Genomic DNA, 19,511 nt, shown 5'->3' with positions numbered 1-19,511 from the left:
CCAAGCGCTTTCGGCGCTCCCTGGGCAGCTCTGCTCCAGGAGGCGCCATGAAAACACTGATCGATAGTTACTTTCTGGTTCTGAAAACGCTGGTGATTGCCTGCCTTGTGGCCATCACCTGCCTGATTTTCACCAATGTCGTGCTGCGCTATGGCTTCAACTCAGGCCTGTTCTTCAGCGAAGAGATCTCCCGCCTGGCATTCGTCTGGCTGGTGTTTGCCGGCGCCCAACTGATGCTTCACGAAAACGGCCACATCGGTGTCGACATCGTCACCCGCCGGGTTTCACCCGGTGTGGCCAGGTGCCTGCTGGCACTGACGCAACTACTCATGCTCTACGTGACCTGGCTGTTCCTTGACGGCAGCTGGAAGCAGACCGTGATCAACCTGCATGTCGGCGCCCCCTCCACCGGCATTTCCATGGCCTTGTTCCATGGGGCAGGCCTGGTCTTTTGCATCCTCAGCGGGTTGCTGATCTTCACCCAACTGGTCAGAAACCTGATGGGCACCCTTCCCGCGCACACCCCGGCCGAGCCCTCGGCAGCCGAACACGGAGCAGTCGAATAATGGCCCTGTCAGTCTTCGTCGGCGTGCTGATGGCCGCCATCTTGATCGGCGCCCCCATCGCCTACGCCCTGATCCTCTGCGGCGTGGCCCTGATGTGGCTGCTGGGCCTGTTCGATGGCCAGATCATCGCGCAGAACATCATCAATTCGGCAGGCAGCTTCCCCCTGCTGGCCATTCCGTTGTTCATCATCGCTGGCGAGGTCATGAACAGCGGTGGCCTGTCCAAGCGCATCATCAAGCTGGCTATCACCCTGGTCGGCCACCTGCGCGGCGGGCTCGGCTACGTCACCATCTTCGCCGGCGTGCTGCTGTCCAGCCTGTCCGGTTCGGCACTGGCCGACGCCGCCTCGTTAACCGCCCTGCTGCTGCCGATGATGGTCCTCGCCGGCTACAACCGCGACCGCTCCGGCGGCCTGATCGCCTCGGTATCGGTGCTTGGCTCAATCATCCCGCCCAGTATCGGGTTCGTCGTGCTGGGCGTCGCGTCCGGCCTGTCGATCACCAAGCTGTTCCTGGCCGGCATCGCCCCCGGGCTGATGATCGCCGCCGCCCTGGTCGTGGCCTGGTGGCTGATGTCGCGGCGCAACACCGACGTCGAACTGAGCCCGAAGGCCAGCGGCAAAGAGCGCCTCAAGGCTTTGGTCGACAGCTTCTGGGCATTGATGCTGCCGGTGATCATCGTGGTCGGCCTGCGCTTTGGCGTGGTCACCCCCACCGAGGCCGGCGCGGTGGCCAGCGTCTATGCACTGCTGGTGTCGTCGTGCATCTACCGCGAACTGAGCCTCAAGTCCCTCAATGACCTGCTGCTGCGCGCCGGCAAGACCACCGCCGCCGTGATGTTCCTGGTCGCCGCCGCCTCGATACCGGCCTGGATGATCACCATCGCTGATATCCCCGGGCAGATCATCGACCTGATCCAGCCGGTGATGGACAACCCGCGCCTGCTGATCGTGGTGCTGATGCTGTTGATCCTGGTGATCTCGATGGTCATGGACCTGACCCCGACCGTTCTGCTGCTCGCTCCCATCCTGGTACCGGTGGTGACCGCGGCGAACATCGACCCGATCTACTTCGGCGTGCTGTTCATGATCAATTGCTCGATCGGCCTGATCACCCCGCCCGTGGGCACGGTGCTCAACGTGGTCTGTGGCATCGGCAGGATGCGCTACGAAGCGCTGCTCAAGGGCACGTTCCCGTTCCTGATCGCCGAAGTCATCGTGCTGTTCCTGCTGGTCATCTTCCCCGAACTGGTCACCGTCCCTGCCCAGTGGTTTGGCCACTGATCCCCACAACAATAAAAGGTACACAGCATGAAGAAGCTCGCCGTCATCGCCGCCCTGTTGCTTTCCAGCAGCCTGAGCATGGCCGCCGACTACAACGCGCGCGTGATCAAATTCGCCGCCACCAGCCCCAAGGGCACGCCACCGGCCATCGGCATGGAGCTGTTCGCCAAGAAAGTGCAAGAACGCAGCGATGGCAAGATCAAGGTGCGCACCTTCCCCAATGGCGTGCTGGGTGGCGACGTGCAGGTGCTGTCGTCGCTACAAGGTGGCGTAGTGGAAATGATGACCTGGAACGCCGGGCTGATGATCAACCACGTCACCGACTTCGGCATCCTCGATTTCCCGTTCCTGTACACCGACACCGCCAAGGTGGATGCCATGCTCGATGGCGAAGTGGGCAAGATGCTCACCGACCAGCTGCCGGAGAAAAACCTGGTAGGCCTGGCGTTCTGGGAGCTGGGCGTGCGCAACCTGACCAACAACGTGCGCCCGGTGCAAAACCTTGAAGACATCGCGGGCCTGAAGATCCGCGCCCAGCAATCGCCCCTGTTCCTCGACGTGTGGGCGGCGTTGGGCGCCAACCCCACCCCGCTGCCCTTCACCGAGGTGCACACGGCGCTGGAAACCGGCACCGTGGATGGCCAGGAAAACCCGGCGGCGCTGATCCTCGCCTCGCGCTTCAACGAGGTGCAGAAGTACCTGAGCCTGACCCGGCACAACTACAACCCGCAGATCGTGCTAATCAGCAAAACCTTCTGGGACACCCTCAACCGCGACGAGCAGCAACTGCTCACCGAGGTCGCCCAGGAAGTGCGCCTGGAGCAGCGCCGCATCTCCCGCGAGGCCGACATCAAGGCCATCGCCGACCTGCGCAGCGATGGCATGCAGGTCAACGACCTGCCGGCCGAAGAGCTCGCACGCATTCAGGCCAAGATCCGCCCTGTGGTCGACAAGTACGCCGCCCAGATCAACCCCGAATTGGTCAGCAAGGTCTACCAGGCCATGGGCTACCAGGCGCAGTGACGCTACCCGCGCCGCCCCCGCGGCGCCCTCTATTGCCAATAAGGAACAGCATGAAAATCTCCGTCGCCCAGATTCACCCGGTGGCCGGCAACCCGGCGCGCACCCTTGAAAAAGTCGCCGAACTGGCACGCCAGACCGCCGCCGAAGGTTCACGCCTGATCGCCTTCGCAGAATGCCTGATCACCGGTGGCGCCTTCGACAGCCGCGAAGACCTCGAACGCGGCGCCATCACCCTCGACGCCTTAGCGCCATTGCTGCAGGTATCGGCACAGAGCGGCATCCTGATCGTGGTCGGGTTCTACGAGCGGCATGAGGCCTCGGTCTACAACACCGCCGCGCTAATCGGCCCGCAGGGCATCATCGGCCTGCACCGCAAGCGCCATCTGCCATTCATGATCGGCGACCGCTTCACCGACCGCCCCAGCGAGTGGACACCGCCGGTATTCGACACCGAGATCGGCCGTATCGGCTTGGCCATCTGCTATGAAATCCGCTTCCCCGAGGTAGTGCGCACGCTGGCGCTCGAAGGCGCCGACATTGTCGTGCTGCCCGCCGCCTGGCCCGAGCAGGCGCGCATGCTGCCGGACATTTTCAGCACCGTCCGCGCGGCAGAGAACATGGTCTATTTCGTCGCCCCCAACCGCAACGACATGGATGAAGGCATGCAGTTCATCGGCACCAGCCACATCATCGAACCCTCCGGCAAGACCTTGGTACGCGCAGGGCTCGAAGACGGTGTGTACAGCGTCGAGATCGACCCGGCCAAGGCCCGCAACAAATCGCTGATCCGCGACCCTGGCGTGTTCGAAGTGCACCCGTTCCGCGACCGGCTGCCCGAAACCTACCGCATCTGATACCCGCCAAAGGCAGACCTCAAGCATGAACCCAAACACCCCACACGCATCGCTGAAGGCCCGCATGGCACGCGGCACCACCTTTGGCATGAACATCTACAGCACAGCCTGCATGGCCATCGAAGTGGCCGGCAACTGGGGGCTGGACTTTGTCTTCATCGACGCCGAGCACACTGCGCTGGGTGTCGACAGCCAGATGGAAAAACTTTTGCTGGCCGCCAACAGCGCCGCCATCCCCGGCCTGGTGCGGGTGCGTGGCACGCTGGAGTGGGACATTCGCAAGGCGCTGGAAATGGGCGCGGCTGGCGTGATCGTGCCGCAGGTGCACACAGCGGCGCAGATGCGCGAGATCATCCGCTACAGCAAGTTCCCCCCGCTGGGGCGCCGCGGCGGTGACAGCTCGGTGCGCTCGGCAGGCTACGCCGGGCCTGGCTTCGACTGGGCCACGTATACCCAGGCAGAGAACACCCGCAGCGTGATCGTGCCGATGGCCGAGAGCTACGAGTTCTTTGACAACATCGATGAAATACTCGATGTGGAGGGGATCGACGCCGTGCATTTCGGCCCTGCCGACTACTCCCTGTCGCGACAATTGCCGGTCGACTATCGCCTCGGCAACCCGGAAGTGCTGCAACGTTTGCAGTTGCTGATCGAGAAATGCCACGCCCGCTCGATCCAGGTGATGGTGCCGTGCTTCCCCGCAGACCAGGCCACGGCGCAACGCTTGATCGAAATGGGCAGCGACATGCTGTTGATGGGCAGTGACCTGTCCTGGCTGAACCAGGCCGGGCAACAGATAGCGGCCGTAAAACACGCATTGGCTTAAATGCCGGCCGGCCAGGGTGCGAGCGCCCGGCCGGCCCTTCGGATGAGTTAGTCCAGCAAGTAGTAAAACAGGTATTGCAGGGTAAGCCCGACGATTCCAGTCACTGGAGTACGTGACGCATGAGCCGTGAGGCGGGTCTATCACCTGCCAGCATCATGCGCATCAGGCATGCGTTTGGGATCAAGCCGCACCTGGAAAAAACCTTCAAACTCTCTACTGCTCCGCTGTTTGTCGACAAGGTTCACGACATCGTTGGGTTGTACGTAAACCCACCCGAGAGAGCGCTTGTGCTGTGCGTCGATGAGAAGAGTCAGATCCGAGCGTTGAACCGGAGGCAGCCTGGATTGCTGCTGTCACCAGGCAATCCCGCAACCCGCACGCATGATTACAAGCGGCATGGAACGACCTCATTATTCGCCGCCCTGGATGTGGCAACCGGTGAAGTCATCGGTCGGTTGAAGCGCCAGCATCGAAGCACCGAATTCCTCGCGTTCCTGAGGGAAATCGTCGCATCAGTCTCTGCTGAAATGCCGATTCACCTGATCATGGATAACTACGCAACACACAAATCCGAAAAGGTCAGAGCATGGCTTGCGGCGAGGCCGCGCTACACCATTCACTTCACGCCGACTTCGGCGTCATGGCTGAATTTGGTTGAACGGTTTTTCTCAACGCTAAGCGAGAGTGGATTAAACGGCAGGCGCTTATCAGCGTCAAGGATCTTGAGGCGTCGATCGAGCACTACCTGGGAACCTACAACCAAAACCCGAAGCCGTTTCGGAGGCATAAGAAGACAGAAGATATTCTCGACTCAGTCGCTCGTGCAGCACGAGCGCTGGGCAAGTGATTTTTCAGCGTTACCTCTGAAACACCACACTAAGGCTCTATACGAAAAGTTTTGTGGGCTTGGCCCGCGATGGAGTGCGAAGCGCTCCTGTACCCGATATCAACACCGCGAGTTCAGGCTTTGCCGCCGCGTTGCGGCAGATCGTGGGGCAAGCCCGCTCCCACAAAGATGGATGACCATACTTCTCGTACAAAACCTAGGCCAAAAAGCGCAGTCATTACCAAGGGCTTGTCGTGCACCATACTAACATCATGATTGAGAAGGTTGTGTGTCCGGTTCTTTAGGGGTAATGAGTTGAGCTAGCATTCTGAGCATGGCCTCTTGGTTGTCTTCTTCTGCAGTCGATGCTTTAATTAGTTCCTCCGTCTTCCATGACTCACCTTTCTTGATCGCAGTGTATATTTCGCAAGCGGTTACCATGGTGCCCGTTCGCCCCTGACCATAGCCGCAATAAATTAAGCACTTGCGATTATTTTGCGCGGCTTTATATACTTTCTTGCAGGCGTCATGAACGTCATATTTATTCGGTACTGTAAAGTCAGGTGTAACGACATGTATAAAATCAATGTCTTCGCTAACGAACCACCTTGCACTGTCTGCTGCGAGGGGGCAATGATTGAGGCTAACGACAACGTCGACCTTCTTTTCACGTTTTAGCCATTTTATGATGTTGCGTGTAAATATTTGCACTGAATCATCGCCAGGGTAGTTGGGCTGTGATGCCCGATAGATGGGCGTATCATTTTCCACCCAGTTCTGGAAGAAAGTGGGGGTTGTGTCGCCCTGAGGCGTGACTTTTAGCTCCGCTTGCCAACCGGGCAATTCATGCACTTTGACTTTCATATCGATCTCGCAATTAATGGTTGTTTGGATTTCAATTTACTGAGAGATGCTCCAGCTCCTGAGTACGTCATCTGCGTACGTTTTAATTTTTGAGGCATGATCAATGAAGTGCCTGGCTTTTGCTTCATCAGACGGGAGGCTGAGGAGGCCTTGCAGAAGTATAGTCTGCGTCGACGCTATTTTTTGTACTTCGGATATAAATTCTTGCCTTGGCTTCTGAAGCTGCTCGAAATCTTCGATAAGGCCAATCTCAGTGCAGCATTCGAGTGTACTGCATTTATTTTCATCAAAGGTTTTCTCGATCATGCCTATCTGCGCATCAATTTGATCTCGTGCTTCACGCAATTGTTCGTAACTGATGGTATCCAGTGCCTTCCCCAATACACTCATGGCCGTCTGTACACCGCCAACGATCAATTCTTTCTTGAAATGTGCCGGCGTGTCGGCCTCTGCTGCCGACTTGGCTGTTTTCTCTACCTCGTTGAGAATGGGTTTAAGTTGGCTATATAATGTTTGGCTGTCATAAGCTTCAATCGCCGAATTTAATTTTTTTGATCGGCTCAATAGGGTGGCATAACTTGAGCTGTTTTCGGCCTGTGCTTCTATTTTGCGAAGGTTTGATAATGTCTCACGCAGTTGTTTGAGTCGGTAGCGATTACCGGTGTAGCTGAACCCGGAAAAATTTATAAGTGAGCTTTCCAGTTCTTGCGACCACGACGATACCTCAAAGGTCACTTCGTCAAGCACTGCGCGTAAACGGGCTTTGTAATAATCAGCATTGACAGCCCCTGTTTGAGAAGTTGCGTCATCCAGGGCGTCTTTGACGTAGCTTACGTCCAAGTAGTTGCTCGCCTTTCGAAGAATGTCACTGGTGTTCTGGTCCAAGTCCACGAAATACTTCCACAAACATGTCAAGTCAGTTTTTAGTGAATGCAGGGTGAGGGGGCGCAAGTGGATGTTAGCATAGTACGTCATCATGGCACGACAATCGGAGACGATAGACGTAGTGGGTTTTGCATATTCAGTTGTCATCACGAAACCCTCTCAGGTTTATTGTGGGTGCCTAGCACGTTGGAGAGATCCTGGGTGTGTGCTTCGAATATTGCCATGATCCGAACCATTCTCTCGAATCGCCGCTTGTGAAGGAACGTCGGCTGACCCTCGTGATGCACCGCACATTCTCTAACGCAACACGCCAGTAAGTCGGCCATGCCCTCCCAGTAACTGTTAAAATCACGTAAGGCGGCTGCAGCCGCAGTAGCTTCATCAAACATTGAGCCTGCTTCGGTATACAGCAGCGCCATGGTGTTTTTGAACTCTTTGTTCTCTTTTATTTTTTTCAATAATGTATGTCGTTCCAGGGCGGTGGTAAGTTTTTTTTCCTCCACGGTAAGCAGCTTGTTAATGCCAAACATTGGAATAATCAGCGTCAGCGCCATGGTGGTAACAGGCTGATCATTTGTAGGGCCAGCAGCTATCAATTTTTGCAGCTGGTCCTGCTGTCTAAACAGTAGCCAGTTTAATCTGTCTGGATTGCTCAAGCAGATAGCGTCGCCGACCCAAGGCTGAATATTATTAGTGATTTCTTTTGAGTATTCCATTACCTCATGCGCCATTACGAGGCAACTTCGCTGTTGCTCCTGGAATACCATCTGGAGGCGACCGAACAGCTCGTCGTATGAGCTGATTGATTGATTTATGAATCTGCCAATTGAGAGCTTCGGAATAGCCGGACCCCCACCGTTAGGGTTCTTCGACGTATCCAGATCTTCTATGAACGTTCTGGCGTATTGGGTGAATTCCGTCGCGATCAATGCGATCTTTACGTTGGTTGTACGGATGTTGTCTTCAAGCGCTTCCCATTTCGCGCCATGCTTTCCTAGTTGCGTATTAAGCTCTGTGACTGCTGTGTTGAAAGGGTCTTCGCTGCCACCGCTACCGCTACCGCTACCGCTACCGCTACCGCTACCGTCTGCGGTCGATGCACCAGAAGCGGGTGTTGGGTTCGATGTTTTAGAAGAGAGAAGCATATTGGCGTTGCTGAACCGCCTGATAACGTAAAGATCGTTTTCAATTACTACCGGTGGGCGCGTATTGTGAGAGGTCCGGTGTGGGGGAGTAGCTGTTGGCCAATCACTCGTAACCACCACTGCCGGTGTTACATCAGGTGTATCTGCTGGCTTTGTCATCTGCTCGTCTTCCGAGGGGTTGTTACTACAGTCACTACTGTTTCCAGGGGGGGCGTCGACAAGGTTTTTTTCAGGTTTATTGAGTATGGGGTTATCTTTGTCGACCTTGCAGTAGTAATAAATTTCTTCGACCATGTCAAAACGGACGCCAGGAGAAGAATGAAGTCTAATACCGGATATCATCCTGGAAGTGAATGTTTTCTTGGAGTCCGACTTCATACTTATCAAGTGCAACTCTGACTCACTCCATTTGGTCGAGTCGAGTGCGCCCCATAAATAGAAATGATATTGAGGATTGTCATTATCGTCGTCGCGATAAACAATTAAAAGAGCATCTTTCAGGTTTCTGTTCTTTAGGTCAATCCAGTAACTTTTGTCAATCGGCTTCCAGTCGGCCAGCGCCTTCTGAACTTCAAGCTGCCTTGTTTCTAATTCGGCGATGCTTTCTACATTGCAATAGGGGATGTCAAAAATGGTGCCGGCGTTGAATGCGCGCAGCGCAGGTTTTTCCATGCTCTTAATTTCTATTTTTATACCATTTACCGTGATCTCCTCCCTGGGACGAAAATATCTGGCAAGCGTATAGCGGTCATATTTCGCTACTGGTGCTGAAAGTCCGAGTAGTCCATAAGCGGCCACTATGTCACGTGAGACCCAGTGCGGGAACTGTGGGCCGTTTTCGATGGGCGTCATGTAGCTAGCAATTTTCTTCATCACCTCCAAAAAACTTACGGTGCTGGCTAATATGACTTGAATGGCTTTGCCGTCTTTTAATTCAACTGTGCAGGTAGCCAATTTTGCGCTGGTCGGGTGACTCACGAGTCTTGAGCCTTTCGGAAATAGTTCGGCGCAAGGGGGGGTATCAGTATCTTTGAGTTTGGTGTTCGAAAGATTGTCGGGCGCGAGGGCATCAATGATCGCGAACGTTTGTTGTTCCTTCAAAACTGTCGATGTTCGTTGAAAGACGCTGACGGCAGGATGGCCGATGCCTTTCAGTTTGCTATTGCCATCGACAAACGTACTAACGCCTTCCTCTGTAAGGTCCTTCTCTGCAAGGAAGTGAAGCGATTTTTTGCGATCTAACTTGAGCGTGCTGGCCAGCGTGTCAACTGCTGCTGGCCTCCCCCAAATGGCGCCAATGCTGGTTGATCCTGGGATAACCTCTATAAAATTTTGCTCATCTGTGAAATTGAATAGTTCTAGTGCTGTTAGCTTTTGAGGGGTTTTCATCTCCGCCAGACGGTCTGAATATGGTTTTGTTCCGATATATATCAGCTGGGAGATATAGTGTAGTTTGTAAACAACCCCATAGGTTTCAAGCTCAGCCATAGTGTTAACGTCATAGTAGATGCTCTTAAACCCTTCAATATCACGTAACAATGTTAGTAAAAGCACCCTCAGCTGTTGCTGCTCCAGTGTTAATGGGGAGTCAAACTTTATTGGGTCGGATGTAATTGCAATGAGGCCTGATCTGCATCCGATGAACGACCATTCTTTCGCGGTATTTTCTTCGTTTTTCTCGCTATCTAAGTCGTTCTTGAACTTTATATAGATGATGTCGCCCATTTTTAAGCTTAGTGAATCTATATCTGAGTCGGCATACATTTCATGTTTCCTTCTGCAGGTGACCTCGTCTGTGTGCCCAGGCACTTTGCTCGCCTGTTTATTGCTCAAAGAGGAAGGAGCAGAGAGCAACAGTTGATAAATTCAACAGGCCGCAGGAAAAATGGCCATGTGCTCGCTGCCTCGCTTTGTTCAGGGGAGGCGTACGACTCTTGCGTGAGTTTGTGCCTGCGTTTAGCGTGAGTTTCTTGCGTCGCACGATGTTCAGCAACTGGCAAAAATGATAGTTGCAACCTGCCGGAACCGCTCTATCGTGAATGAGTTCAGCATCGGGTATAAAGAACGTTGCCAACCTGTATGAACTCATCGAGGAGACCGTGTTTCGCGAGGCCTACCGCTACTGCCACGGCATCCAGCTGCAGACCGGGCGCTTGCTTAACATCAGCCGCAATATCGCGCGTGCGCGGCTGGAGAAGATTGGCGAGCTGACCAAGGCCCGAAGCGGCAGCGCTAAAGCGATCGAGCGGTACTAGTGTGGTGTTTCAGAAGTACCACTGAAAATCACTTGCCCAGTGCCCGAGCCGCACGGGCGACTGAGGCAAGGACATCCTCGGGCTTTTTATGCCACCGAAATGGCTTCGGGTTTTGGTTGTAGGTTTTCAGGTAGTACTCGATCGACGCCTCAAGATCCTTGACGAGGAATTCGGTGCTTCGATGCTGGCGCTTCAACCGACCGATGACTTCACCGGTTGCCACATCCAGGGCGGCGAATAATGAGGTCGTTCCATGCCGCTTGTAATCATGCGTGCGGGTTGCGGGATTGCCTGGTGACAGCAGCAATCCAGGCTGCCTCCGGTTCAACGCTCGGATCTGACTCTTCTCATCGACGCACAGCACAAGCGCTCTCTCGGGTGGGTTTACGTACAACCCAACGATGTCGTGAACCTTGTCGACAAACAGCGGAGCAGTAGAGAGTTTGAAGGTTTTTTCCAGGTGCGGCTTGATCCCAAACGCATGCCTGATGCGCATGATGCTGGCAGGTGATAGACCCGCCTCACGGCTCATGCGTCACGTACTCCAGTGACTGGAATCGTCGGGCTTACCCTGCAATACCTGGTTTACTACTTGCTGGACTAACTCATCCGAAATGGTACGAGGGCGGCCAGAGCGCGGCTCATCGTTCAAACCCAACAATCCCAGTTTCGCGAAGCGTTGGCGCCAGCGTGAAACGACATCCTTGCTCGTACTCAAGTGCTGAGCAATGTCGTTGTCTGATTCGCCAGCCGCACAGGCAAGGACTATCTCGGCGCGCAGCCGTGCATCTTGGGCACCCTTGCGGAGCTTTACTCGGCGTAACAGTTCCGCTTTTTCGGACTAAGAAAGCGTAAAAACAGCTGCTGGTCGGCCCATGTCGCTACACAACTCTTGATGAGTGAGGCTTTACAGAGCCTAGCCGAAATTTTCAGTGGTACTTCTGAAACACCACACTAGGTTTTGTACGAAAAGTATGGTTATCCATCGTTGTGGGCGGGCTTGCCCCGCGATCTGCCGCAACGCGGCAGCAAAGCCTGAATTCGCGGCGACTTTGACGCTAGTCGATATCGGGTATGGGAGCGCTTCGCACTCCATCGCGGGGCAAGCCCGCTCCCACAAAAACTTTTCGTACAGAGCCTAATCAACCAGAAAATTCTGTTTGACCAAGGTCGCGCGAATAATCGACACCAAGGTGTCGAGTTGCATATCCGGGCGTTCGGTCAAATACGACAGGCAGAACTTGGCTGGCGGAATCGGCGGATCGCACGGCAAGGTCTTCAACATATCGACGGCCAACATGTCGCGAATCAATGGCACCGGCAAAATACCAATGGCATGCCCCGCCGAGACCATCTTGGCAATAAAGGCCAGCGAATTGCTTGAATGAAAGGCATGGCTGACCGAGCCACTTTCTTTCAGCCAGCGGTCAACCACTGAATACAGTGTCGAGGGCGCACTGTGGGTCACGATCGAATATTGCCGGGCATGCTCCGCCAAAAAAGGCCCCTGGGCCACGTCCAGGTGCCGCGCGGCCACCCACTGGAAGGTCATCCAGCCGAGAAACACATCGGTCACATCCTCACGCGTGGCCGGGTTGGTCAGCAGCGCGATGTCGAGTTCATGATCGTTCAGCTTGCGGTTGAGCACGGCGCCGACGTCGATGGAAATCTCCAGGGTGATCTCCGGGAAGTGCGCCTTTATATCGCTGATCACCGCGGTCAGCCCAACCATGGCCGAGCACTCGTCCGCGCCCAGGCGCAAGCGCCGGTGCTTTTTTTGCTGCGCGGCAAATTGCTCGAGTTGCGTGCTGTTGTTAAGCACCAGTTCGGCATGGCGCAAGGCGGTATGGCCGTCTGCGGTGAGGCTCATGCGCTGCTTGCTGCGGTCGAACAACTTGACGCTGAGCAGCGATTCCATTTCCTTGATCCGCGCCGACACCGCAGGTTGGGTCAGGTGAAGATGGCGGGAGGCCGCGTGAACACCCCCAAGGCGGGCGGTCCAGTAGAACGCCTCGATCTGCATCAGCGTAATACGCATGATAAAAACTGCTCCGGTAACTGCTTACGGATTTTTATTATCGACCGTTCGGCGTGCTTGTTAGGATGACCGAAACCCTTCGAAAAAGCATCCGGCATAACAAGAACTTCCTATGTATATTATCGAAGCACTGCCCGCCCCGATCAGCGCCACCGAACTTAAAGTACTGATCAACGCCGAACCGGCAACGATCGGCCACTTCATTACCCACGGTATTGCCAACCCCCACATCAAGGCCCACTTTCAGAATGTGCGGACCGTCGGTACTGCGGTAACCGTGAGGATGCCCGGCAACGATGGCGGGATTTTGCACTACGCCATGGGCTGCGTGCGCCCAGGCGACTTCCTGGTGGTAGACCGCTGCGGCGAGCGCATAACCGCCACACTGGGCGGCGCCATGGCGTATGCCGCCAAGCAGGCTGGCGTGGCCGGGATCATCGTCGATGGCTATGTCACCGACCTGGGCGAAATCCGCGAGCATGGCGTGCCTGTGTGGTCCCGCGGCGCCAGCGCGATCACCACCCGCGTGATCGGCCAGGAGGGCGAGTTCTGCACGGCCATCCAATGTGGCGGGGTGATTGTCCACCCCGGCGATGCGGTGGTGGCCGACGAAAACGGCATGGTGTTTCTGCGCCCGGGCCAAGTCATCGAACTGGCTCAGCGTGCCATCGACTTCCAGCGCAACGAAAAGCACACACTGGCGCGGTTGGCCAAGGGTGAGAAGTTCCCTGATATCGTCGGCTCGCGGCCGACCATCGAGGCGGCGTCCCGCCCACGCTGACTCACCATCGCCCTGAAGTAGCTCCCGAACAAGAACAAGAGGACTACCGTGAACTTCAGCTCCCTGCTCATCCCCTTGGCGCTCGGCGCGCTGCTCAGTCATTCGCCTGCGTTTGCGGACACGCCTGCGCCGCAACAAGCGCCGCCTGTGATTCGCTTCAATGTGGTCGGCGGTGGCAGCCACAACTACACGTTCCGCGCGGTTGAACAGCCGTTCTGGAACCAGACATTGCCAGCGCAATCGCAAGGCAAGGTCACCGCGCAGTTGCTGGGGTTGTCGGAGAGCGGCCTGAAAGGGCCGGAGATCATTCGTCTGATGCGTTTTGGCGCAGTCGATATCGGCATGGGCGTGTTCGCCTTCGTGGCCGGCGACGATGCCACCTTCGAGGGCGTGGACCTGCCCGGCCTGGCCGATACCATCGACACCGCCCACACCATCGCCGACGCCTACAAGCCGGTACTGGAACAACGCATGGCCGAGCGCCACGGCATCAAGCTGCTGGCCACCGTGCCGTATACCGCGCAGGTGTTCTTCTGCCGCGACGCCGTGCACGCGCTGGCCGACCTGCAGGGCCGTAAAATCCGCACACGCGGGCGCAACATGGCCGAACTGGTCAAGGCTATCGGTGCCGCGCCGGTCACCCTGCCCTTTGCCGAAGTGGTGACCGCCATGCAGACCGGCGTCATCGACTGCGCCATCACCGGTATTGGCTCTGGCAATGCCGCCAAGTGGTACGACGTTGCAGGCTACCTCTACAACCTGCCCGTCGATTGGTCGATCGGCTTTTATGGCATCGGCCTGAAGCGCTGGCAGCAACTGCCGCCCGAGGTGCAGCAATTGCTGCAGGCGCAATCGCAGGTGCTGGAGGATGCCTTGTGGCGCGAGACCGCCAATGAAAACCGCTATGCCGAAGCCTGCAATGTCGGCAGCCCTGATTGCCAGATTCACCACCCCGCGCACATGACCGCCTCGGCCCCGACCGCCAGCGAAAAACAGGCGCTGCGCCAGGCTGCGCTGCACATCGCCAATGACTGGGGCAAACGCTGCGGCGGCCCTTGCGTGGCGCGCTGGAATGCCACCGTGGGCGATGCCATCGGCATGCGCCTCGCCCCATGAGCTACCTTGCCCCCGGAGACTACCGACATGCACACCGCCCGCTCAGGCATGGGTGTCATCAGCACCATTGCCAAAGCCAGCACCTGGGTCGGCGGCTTCGCCCTGCTCGCCTGTGCGTTGCTGATCAGCATCGACTTGATCTTGCGCAAGGCCCTGGGTGTTTCCCTGGGCGGCGCCGATGAAATGGCCGGGTACGTGCTGGCGATCACCAGTGCCTGGGCGTTTCCAGTCACGTTGCTGAAACGCGCGCACATACGCGTGGACATCCTCTACACGCGCCTAGGGCTGCGGCCCAGGGTGGCACTCGACCTGTTCGCCCTCACCTGCATGGCGCTGCTGGTCAGCACCTTGGCCTACCACGCAGGGAACGTGCTGTGGGACTCCATCGAATACCGTTCGGTATCGAACACGCCCTTGCAGGTACCACAATGGATACCCCAGTCGCTGTGGTTCGCCGGCTACCTGTTCTTTGCCCTGACCCTGGCGAGCCTGGCGATCATCTGCCTGGGCCACTTGCTGAAGGGCCGCTGGCACGCTATCAGCACACTGATCGGCATCAACTCGGTGGAAGAGGACATCCAGGCAGAACGTTACCCAGACAGCACCACGGGCAAGGAGCGCACGCCATGCTGAGCCTTACCCTGTTCATGCTGCTGGCGCTATTGGCGTTGAGCGTTGCCGCCGCCGTCAGTGTCGGCCTGCTGGGGATGTCGCTGTCGCAGCTGTTCTCGACGCTGCCGTTGAGTAGCGCCATGGGCGAGATCGCCTGGAATACCAGCAGCGAATTCCTGCTGGTGGCGATCCCTTTGTACATCCTGATGGGTGAGCTGCTGGTGTGTTCAGGCGTCGCCGGGCGCATGTACCAGGCCGTCGAGAAGTGGCTGTCGTGGTTGCCGGGTGGCCTGATGAATTCGAACATCGGCGCCAGCGCACTGTTCGCCACCACCAGTGGCTCCAGCGTAGCGACCGCCGCCACCATTTCGACCCTGGCCATCCCCGAGCAGGAACGCAAAGGCTACAACGCGCCGCTGTTTCTCGGCTCGATTGCCGCCGGCGGCACGCTGGGCATCCTGATTCCGCCCTCGATCAACATGATCCTGTTTGCCTTGATCGCCAACGTGTCAGTGCCCAAGCTGTACCTGGCCGCGACGCTTCCCAGCATCATCCTGAGCATGCTGTTTATTGCACTGATCGTGGTGGCCTGCCTGATTCGCCCCCAGTTGGGCGGCCGCAAAGAGACTACCCGCTGGGCCGAGCGCCTGGCCTGCCTGCCTGACCTGCTGCCGCCGCTGGCCATCTTCGCCCTGGTGATTGGTTCGATCTACAGCGGTTTCGCCACGGCCAGCGAATCAGCCGCGCTGGGGGTGCTGAGTGCCTTTGGCCTGGGCCTGTGGCGCCGGGCATTCACCTGGCAAAGCCTGGGCCAGGCGTTCGAGGCTACCCTGCGCACCACCGGCATGATTATTTTCATCACCCTGTCGGCGTTCTTTCTCAACTTTGTGCTGGCGTCCATCGGACTGACCACCACACTGGTCAATTTTGTCACCGACCTGAACCTGTCGCCGATGGCCACACTGCTGGCGATCATCCTCTTCTACATCGTACTGGGCTGTTTCATGGACACATTGGCCATGCTGATCACCACCGCGCCACTGATCGTGCCGATTGTCGTCGCCTTGGGCTTCGATCCGCTGTGGTTTGGGGTGGTGTTGATCGTGTTGTGCGAGATGGGCCAGATTACGCCGCCGTTCGGCATGAACCTGTTTGTGGTGCAGAGCATCCGTGGGCGGGGCAACTTCATGGACGTGGTGTACGGCGCGCTGCCGTTTTGCCTGGCGTTGCTGGTGCTGATCGCGCTGTTGATCGCTTTCCCGCAACTGGCACTGTGGTTGCCGGCGGCTTTCTAGCAGGCAATAAAAAAGGGCGATCTGTGTAGATCGCCCTTTTTCGATTTGGTAGGCACAATTGGACTCGAACCAACGACCCCCACCATGTCAAGGTGGTGCTCTAACCAACTGAGCTATGTGCCTGTCGTGTGGTGCGCATATTAGACATCGAATGCGTACCTGTAAAGCGTTTTTTTCAGAAAAATCAAAAACTTTCAGCTTTGCTGCGCTACCGGGTTTTGTAGGAGCAGCCTTGTGCTGCGAAAGGGCCCGAGTGGTCACCGCAGATCAATGTCAGCGGGATTGGCCTCTTCGCAGCACAAGGCTGCTCCTACAGTAAAACGCGTGCGCATTAAAAAAGGGTGACCCTTGCGGATCACCCCTTTTCGATTTGGTAGGCACAATTGGACTCGAACCAACGACCCCCACCATGTCAAGGTGGTGCTCTAACCAACTGAGCTATGTGCCTGTCGTGTGGTGCGCATTCTACGCAATCCAAAAACCCTGTCAACACTTTTTTTCGCGCTAACTCACTGAATCTTAACCTCTTTATAGAAAGGCTCCGGCGACAGCCGGGTAAAGGATTTTTAACGGACGACTAGCGGGTGTTTATTATTATTGATAGCATCGCTACATTCGTTAAAAATATAAAACACGAGGTTCCTCGAGCATGGCCAACACCCCCTACCCCCAGTCCTACTACGCCGCCTCGGCTAACCCGGTGCCGCCACGTCCGGCGCTGCAGGGTGAGGTGGAAACCGATGTGTGCATCATCGGCGCCGGCTACACCGGCCTGTCCAGCGCCCTGTTCCTGCTGGAAAACGGCTTCAAGGTCAGCATCGTCGAAGCGGCCAAGGTCGGCTTCGGCGCATCCGGCCGCAACGGTGGCCAGATCGTCAACAGCTATAGCCGTGACATCGACGTGATCGAACGCACCGTCGGCCCCAAGCAGGCACAATTGCTGGGCCAGATGGCGTTCGAAGGTGGCCGCATCATTCGTGAGCGCGTCGCCAAGTACAACATCCAGTGCGACCTTAAAGACGGTGGCGTATTCGCTGCCCTCACCTCCAAGCAGATGGGCCACCTGGAGTCGCAAAAGCGCCTGTGGGAACGTTTCGGCCACACTCAGCTGGAGCTGATGGACCAGAAGCGCATCCGTGAAGTCGTCGCCTGCGACAGCTACATCGGCGGCATGCTGGACATGAGCGGCGGCCACATCCACCCGCTGAACCTGGCCCTGGGCGAAGCTGCCGCGGTCGAATCGCTGGGCGGCATCATTTATGAGCAGACCCCGGCCGTTCGCATCGAGCGTGGCGCCAACCCGGTCGTTCATACCCCACAGGGTAAAGTGCGCGCCAAGTTCATCATCGTCGCCGGTAACGCCTACCTGGGCAACCTGGTGCCAGAGCTGGCCTCCAAGTCCATGCCGTGCGGTACTCAGGTGATCACCACCGAGCCCTTGGACGCGGACCTGGCACGTACCCTGCTGCCGCAGGACTACTGTGTCGAAGACTGCAACTACCTGCTCGACTACTACCGCCTGACCAGCGACAAGCGCCTGATCTTCGGTGGTGGCGTGGTCTACGGCGCACGCGACCCGGCGAACATCGAGGCGATCATCCGTCCGAAGATGCTCAAGGCCTTCCCGCAGCTGCAGAACGTGAAGATCGACTACGCCTGGACCGGCAACTTCCTGCTGACCCTGTCGCGCCTGCCTCAGGTCGGCCGCATTGGCGACAACATCTATTACTCCCAGGGCTGCTCGGGCCACGGTGTGACCTACACGCACCTGGCAGGCAAGGTGCTGGCCGAGGCGCTGCGTGGTCAGGCCGAACGTTTCGACGCGTTCGCCGGCCTGCCGCACTACCCGTTCCCGGGTGGCCAGATGCTGCGTGTACCGTTCAGCGCCATTGGTGCCTGGTACTACAGCCTGCGCGACCGCCTGGGCTTCTGATACCTCTGTAACATCGCACCGGCCGCTTTGCGGGTAAGCCCGCGAAGCGGCCGGTGCGCGGCTTACCGCCCCAGGCTGTTCACCGCCTGTTTGGCGGCGACTTCCTGCCCTGCGCGGGCAAGCTCGTCGGCAGCCTGCAACCAGCGTTGCCGGTCTACCTGGGCGGGCAGTTGCCGCGGCGGTTGCAGCAGCACCGCCCAACTCCCCTGCTTGGCCCAGGCCGAGGCAAAGTCATCAAAGGCCATCAGTTGCCGACGGTGCATGCCTGAGCGCAACAGTACGCGTTGCTTGTAGCGGTCATAACCGATCAGCACGGCGTAGCGTGGCTCGCTCCACCAGGCCGAACCCTCCTCATAACGCAACAACACCGGGTTGCCCGCCGCCACTTGTGTGAGCAAGGCGTCCAGTTGCTTGTCCAGCGTATACACCACCATGCCGTAGTCGCGTGCGACGCGGGGGATACTGGTATCCAGGGTCTCGGCGCCTTGGGGCAGGTTCAAAGGTTTGTCCAGCAGCCCGGGGGTGATCGGCGCGCCCTGTTGCGAAAGCAGCGCCGCCAAGGCCATGGCGCCGCTGTGGTTGGCGTTACCCCGGTAGAACGGCACGCTGCTGATTTCAACCCGCTGCGGAAGGCCTTTGAGGCTGGCGGGCGGTGCGCTGGCGCAACCGGCCAGGCTGACTGCCACCAGACCAGCCAGCAGCAACCGGCGTGGGGCTGAAGCCAGCGATTTGAAGGAAACTTGCTCCATGGGCACTCGCTTGTTCCGATGCCAGGCAGGCAGCGCCCGGCTCTGGGCACCGATCATAGGGCCCACAGGTGCGCGGGTATAGTCCGACAGCGGCTTGTAGCGAATCGGCCTCAGCAATAGACCTAAGGTCAATGGAACGTCACAAGGGGCAGGCTAGACTAATGAAGTGTCTGTAAGGCGAGTTCTGGCTGACAGCGCTGGCCCGAGAGGAGGAGGCACACATGAGCCTGACCCTGGCAATCCTCATGCTGGTAGGTATGTGGCTAAGCGTCGCAGCCGCCATGCTGTGGGGTGTACTGCGTATCGTACGGCGTCATTCCCATCATCACCTGCCACCGCAGGGTGTGGCCGAACCTCAGGCTGTGCGCGGGGCGCGGCGGCAGGTAGAGGCACATTAAACGCACGTATTTGATGAATACCTGTGGGAGCGGGCTTGACCCGCGAATGGGGCCATGCGGTG

At 57.5% G+C, this 19,511-nt stretch carries 16 protein-coding genes, 2 tRNA genes and 3 pseudogenes; 13 read left to right on the top strand and 8 right to left on the bottom strand.

Annotated elements, in window-relative coordinates; translation table 11 throughout:
* Positions 1–47 precede the first annotated feature (47 nt).
* The 6 genes and pseudogenes from HU764_RS08055 to HU764_RS08030 form a co-directional block, all read left to right on the top strand.
* Positions 48–566 (top strand): TRAP transporter small permease, encoded by a 519-nt coding sequence (locus HU764_RS08055; protein WP_027596106.1) that lies wholly within the window; start codon positions 48–50, stop codon positions 564–566.
* Positions 566–1,849: a TRAP transporter large permease subunit gene (locus HU764_RS08050; RefSeq protein WP_027596105.1), complete on the top strand. Its 1,284-nt coding sequence runs from the start codon at positions 566–568 to the stop codon at positions 1,847–1,849. The genes HU764_RS08055 and HU764_RS08050 overlap by 1 nt, the downstream gene beginning before the upstream one ends.
* A gap of 27 nt (positions 1,850–1,876) precedes the next feature.
* Entirely contained in the window at positions 1,877–2,872 is a 996-nt protein-coding gene (locus HU764_RS08045; RefSeq protein ID WP_085273087.1) for a TRAP transporter substrate-binding protein, read from the top strand.
* A 50-nt stretch (positions 2,873–2,922) separates the two neighbouring features.
* Positions 2,923–3,726: a carbon-nitrogen hydrolase family protein gene (locus tag HU764_RS08040; RefSeq protein ID WP_186703300.1), complete on the top strand. Its 804-nt coding sequence runs from the start codon at positions 2,923–2,925 to the stop codon at positions 3,724–3,726.
* A gap of 25 nt (positions 3,727–3,751) precedes the next feature.
* Positions 3,752–4,552, top strand: coding sequence for an HpcH/HpaI aldolase family protein (locus tag HU764_RS08035; RefSeq protein WP_186703301.1), 801 nt, complete (start codon positions 3,752–3,754; stop codon positions 4,550–4,552).
* Positions 4,543–5,399 (top strand): annotated as a pseudogene (locus tag HU764_RS08030) (IS630 family transposase); the annotation flags it as partial. The gene HU764_RS08035 and the pseudogene HU764_RS08030, both read left to right, overlap by 10 nt.
* 249 nt (positions 5,400–5,648) lie before the next feature.
* Here HU764_RS08030 and HU764_RS08025 read toward each other — a convergent pair.
* The 3 genes from HU764_RS08025 to HU764_RS08015 all read right to left on the bottom strand — a co-directional run bounded on the left by HU764_RS08025 (position 5,649) and on the right by HU764_RS08015 (position 10,036).
* Positions 5,649–6,242: a protein-tyrosine phosphatase family protein gene (locus HU764_RS08025; RefSeq protein ID WP_186703302.1), complete on the bottom strand. Its 594-nt coding sequence runs from the start codon at positions 6,240–6,242 to the stop codon at positions 5,649–5,651.
* A gap of 36 nt (positions 6,243–6,278) precedes the next feature.
* On the bottom strand, positions 6,279–7,133 hold the full coding sequence (locus HU764_RS08020) for a hypothetical protein (RefSeq protein WP_186703303.1): 855 nt from the start codon (positions 7,131–7,133) through the stop codon (positions 6,279–6,281).
* Positions 7,134–7,273: 140 nt separating this feature from the next.
* Positions 7,274–10,036, bottom strand: coding sequence for a hypothetical protein (locus tag HU764_RS08015; protein WP_186703304.1), 2,763 nt, complete (start codon positions 10,034–10,036; stop codon positions 7,274–7,276).
* 296 nt (positions 10,037–10,332) lie between these two features.
* Between HU764_RS08015 and HU764_RS08010 the strand changes: the two are divergent.
* Positions 10,333–10,527, top strand: a pseudogene (locus HU764_RS08010) (AAA family ATPase); the annotation flags it as partial.
* Between the two features lie 28 nt (positions 10,528–10,555).
* Here HU764_RS08010 and HU764_RS08005 read toward each other — a convergent pair.
* Positions 10,556–11,353: pseudogene (locus HU764_RS08005) on the bottom strand (IS630 family transposase).
* A gap of 312 nt (positions 11,354–11,665) precedes the next feature.
* A complete protein-coding gene (locus HU764_RS08000; RefSeq protein WP_027596101.1) occupies positions 11,666–12,565 on the bottom strand; it encodes a LysR family transcriptional regulator in 900 nt (299 codons plus the stop codon).
* Between the two features lie 112 nt (positions 12,566–12,677).
* On the opposite strand from HU764_RS08000, the gene HU764_RS07995 reads away from it, so the two are divergent.
* From HU764_RS07995 to HU764_RS07980, 4 genes are read left to right on the top strand one after another with little or no spacing between them, the layout of a single operon-like run.
* Positions 12,678–13,346: an RraA family protein gene (locus tag HU764_RS07995; RefSeq protein WP_186681127.1), complete on the top strand. Its 669-nt coding sequence runs from the start codon at positions 12,678–12,680 to the stop codon at positions 13,344–13,346.
* Between the two features lie 48 nt (positions 13,347–13,394).
* Positions 13,395–14,462, top strand: coding sequence for a TRAP transporter substrate-binding protein DctP (locus tag HU764_RS07990; RefSeq protein WP_186703305.1), 1,068 nt, complete (start codon positions 13,395–13,397; stop codon positions 14,460–14,462).
* A gap of 27 nt (positions 14,463–14,489) precedes the next feature.
* The gene (locus HU764_RS07985; protein WP_186681129.1) at positions 14,490–15,095 is read left to right on the top strand and encodes a TRAP transporter small permease subunit; all 606 of its coding nucleotides are present in this window, start codon (positions 14,490–14,492) and stop codon (positions 15,093–15,095) included.
* Positions 15,089–16,369 carry a TRAP transporter large permease gene (locus HU764_RS07980; protein ID WP_027596097.1) on the top strand — a complete coding sequence of 427 codons (1,281 nt, stop codon included), beginning with the start codon at positions 15,089–15,091 and terminating at the stop codon, positions 16,367–16,369. Before HU764_RS07985 ends, HU764_RS07980 begins: the two co-directional genes overlap by 7 nt.
* 46 nt (positions 16,370–16,415) lie before the next feature.
* Here the strand turns inward: HU764_RS07980 and HU764_RS07975 are convergent.
* Positions 16,416–16,492: transfer RNA gene (locus HU764_RS07975), tRNA-Val, on the bottom strand.
* 248 nt (positions 16,493–16,740) lie between these two features.
* A tRNA-Val gene (locus HU764_RS07970) sits at positions 16,741–16,817 on the bottom strand.
* A gap of 201 nt (positions 16,818–17,018) precedes the next feature.
* On the opposite strand from HU764_RS07970, the gene HU764_RS07965 reads away from it, so the two are divergent.
* Positions 17,019–18,302 (top strand): NAD(P)/FAD-dependent oxidoreductase, encoded by a 1,284-nt coding sequence (locus HU764_RS07965; RefSeq protein WP_099428860.1) that lies wholly within the window; start codon positions 17,019–17,021, stop codon positions 18,300–18,302.
* A 62-nt stretch (positions 18,303–18,364) separates the two neighbouring features.
* Here the strand turns inward: HU764_RS07965 and HU764_RS07960 are convergent, their stop codons facing one another.
* The gene (locus tag HU764_RS07960) at positions 18,365–19,108 is read right to left on the bottom strand and encodes a peptidase C39 family protein (protein WP_186681131.1); all 744 of its coding nucleotides are present in this window, start codon (positions 19,106–19,108) and stop codon (positions 18,365–18,367) included.
* A gap of 164 nt (positions 19,109–19,272) precedes the next feature.
* On the opposite strand from HU764_RS07960, the gene HU764_RS07955 reads away from it, so the two are divergent.
* Positions 19,273–19,449: a hypothetical protein gene (locus tag HU764_RS07955; RefSeq protein WP_177323871.1), complete on the top strand. Its 177-nt coding sequence runs from the start codon at positions 19,273–19,275 to the stop codon at positions 19,447–19,449.
* The last annotated feature ends 62 nt before the right edge of the window (positions 19,450–19,511 follow it).

It is taken from the genome of Pseudomonas kermanshahensis, from assembly GCF_014269205.2.
Lineage (GTDB): Bacteria > Pseudomonadota > Gammaproteobacteria > Pseudomonadales > Pseudomonadaceae > Aquipseudomonas > Aquipseudomonas kermanshahensis.
The sequence above is the reverse complement of the archived record's forward strand: the minus strand, read 5'-3'. Positions and strand labels throughout refer to the sequence as shown.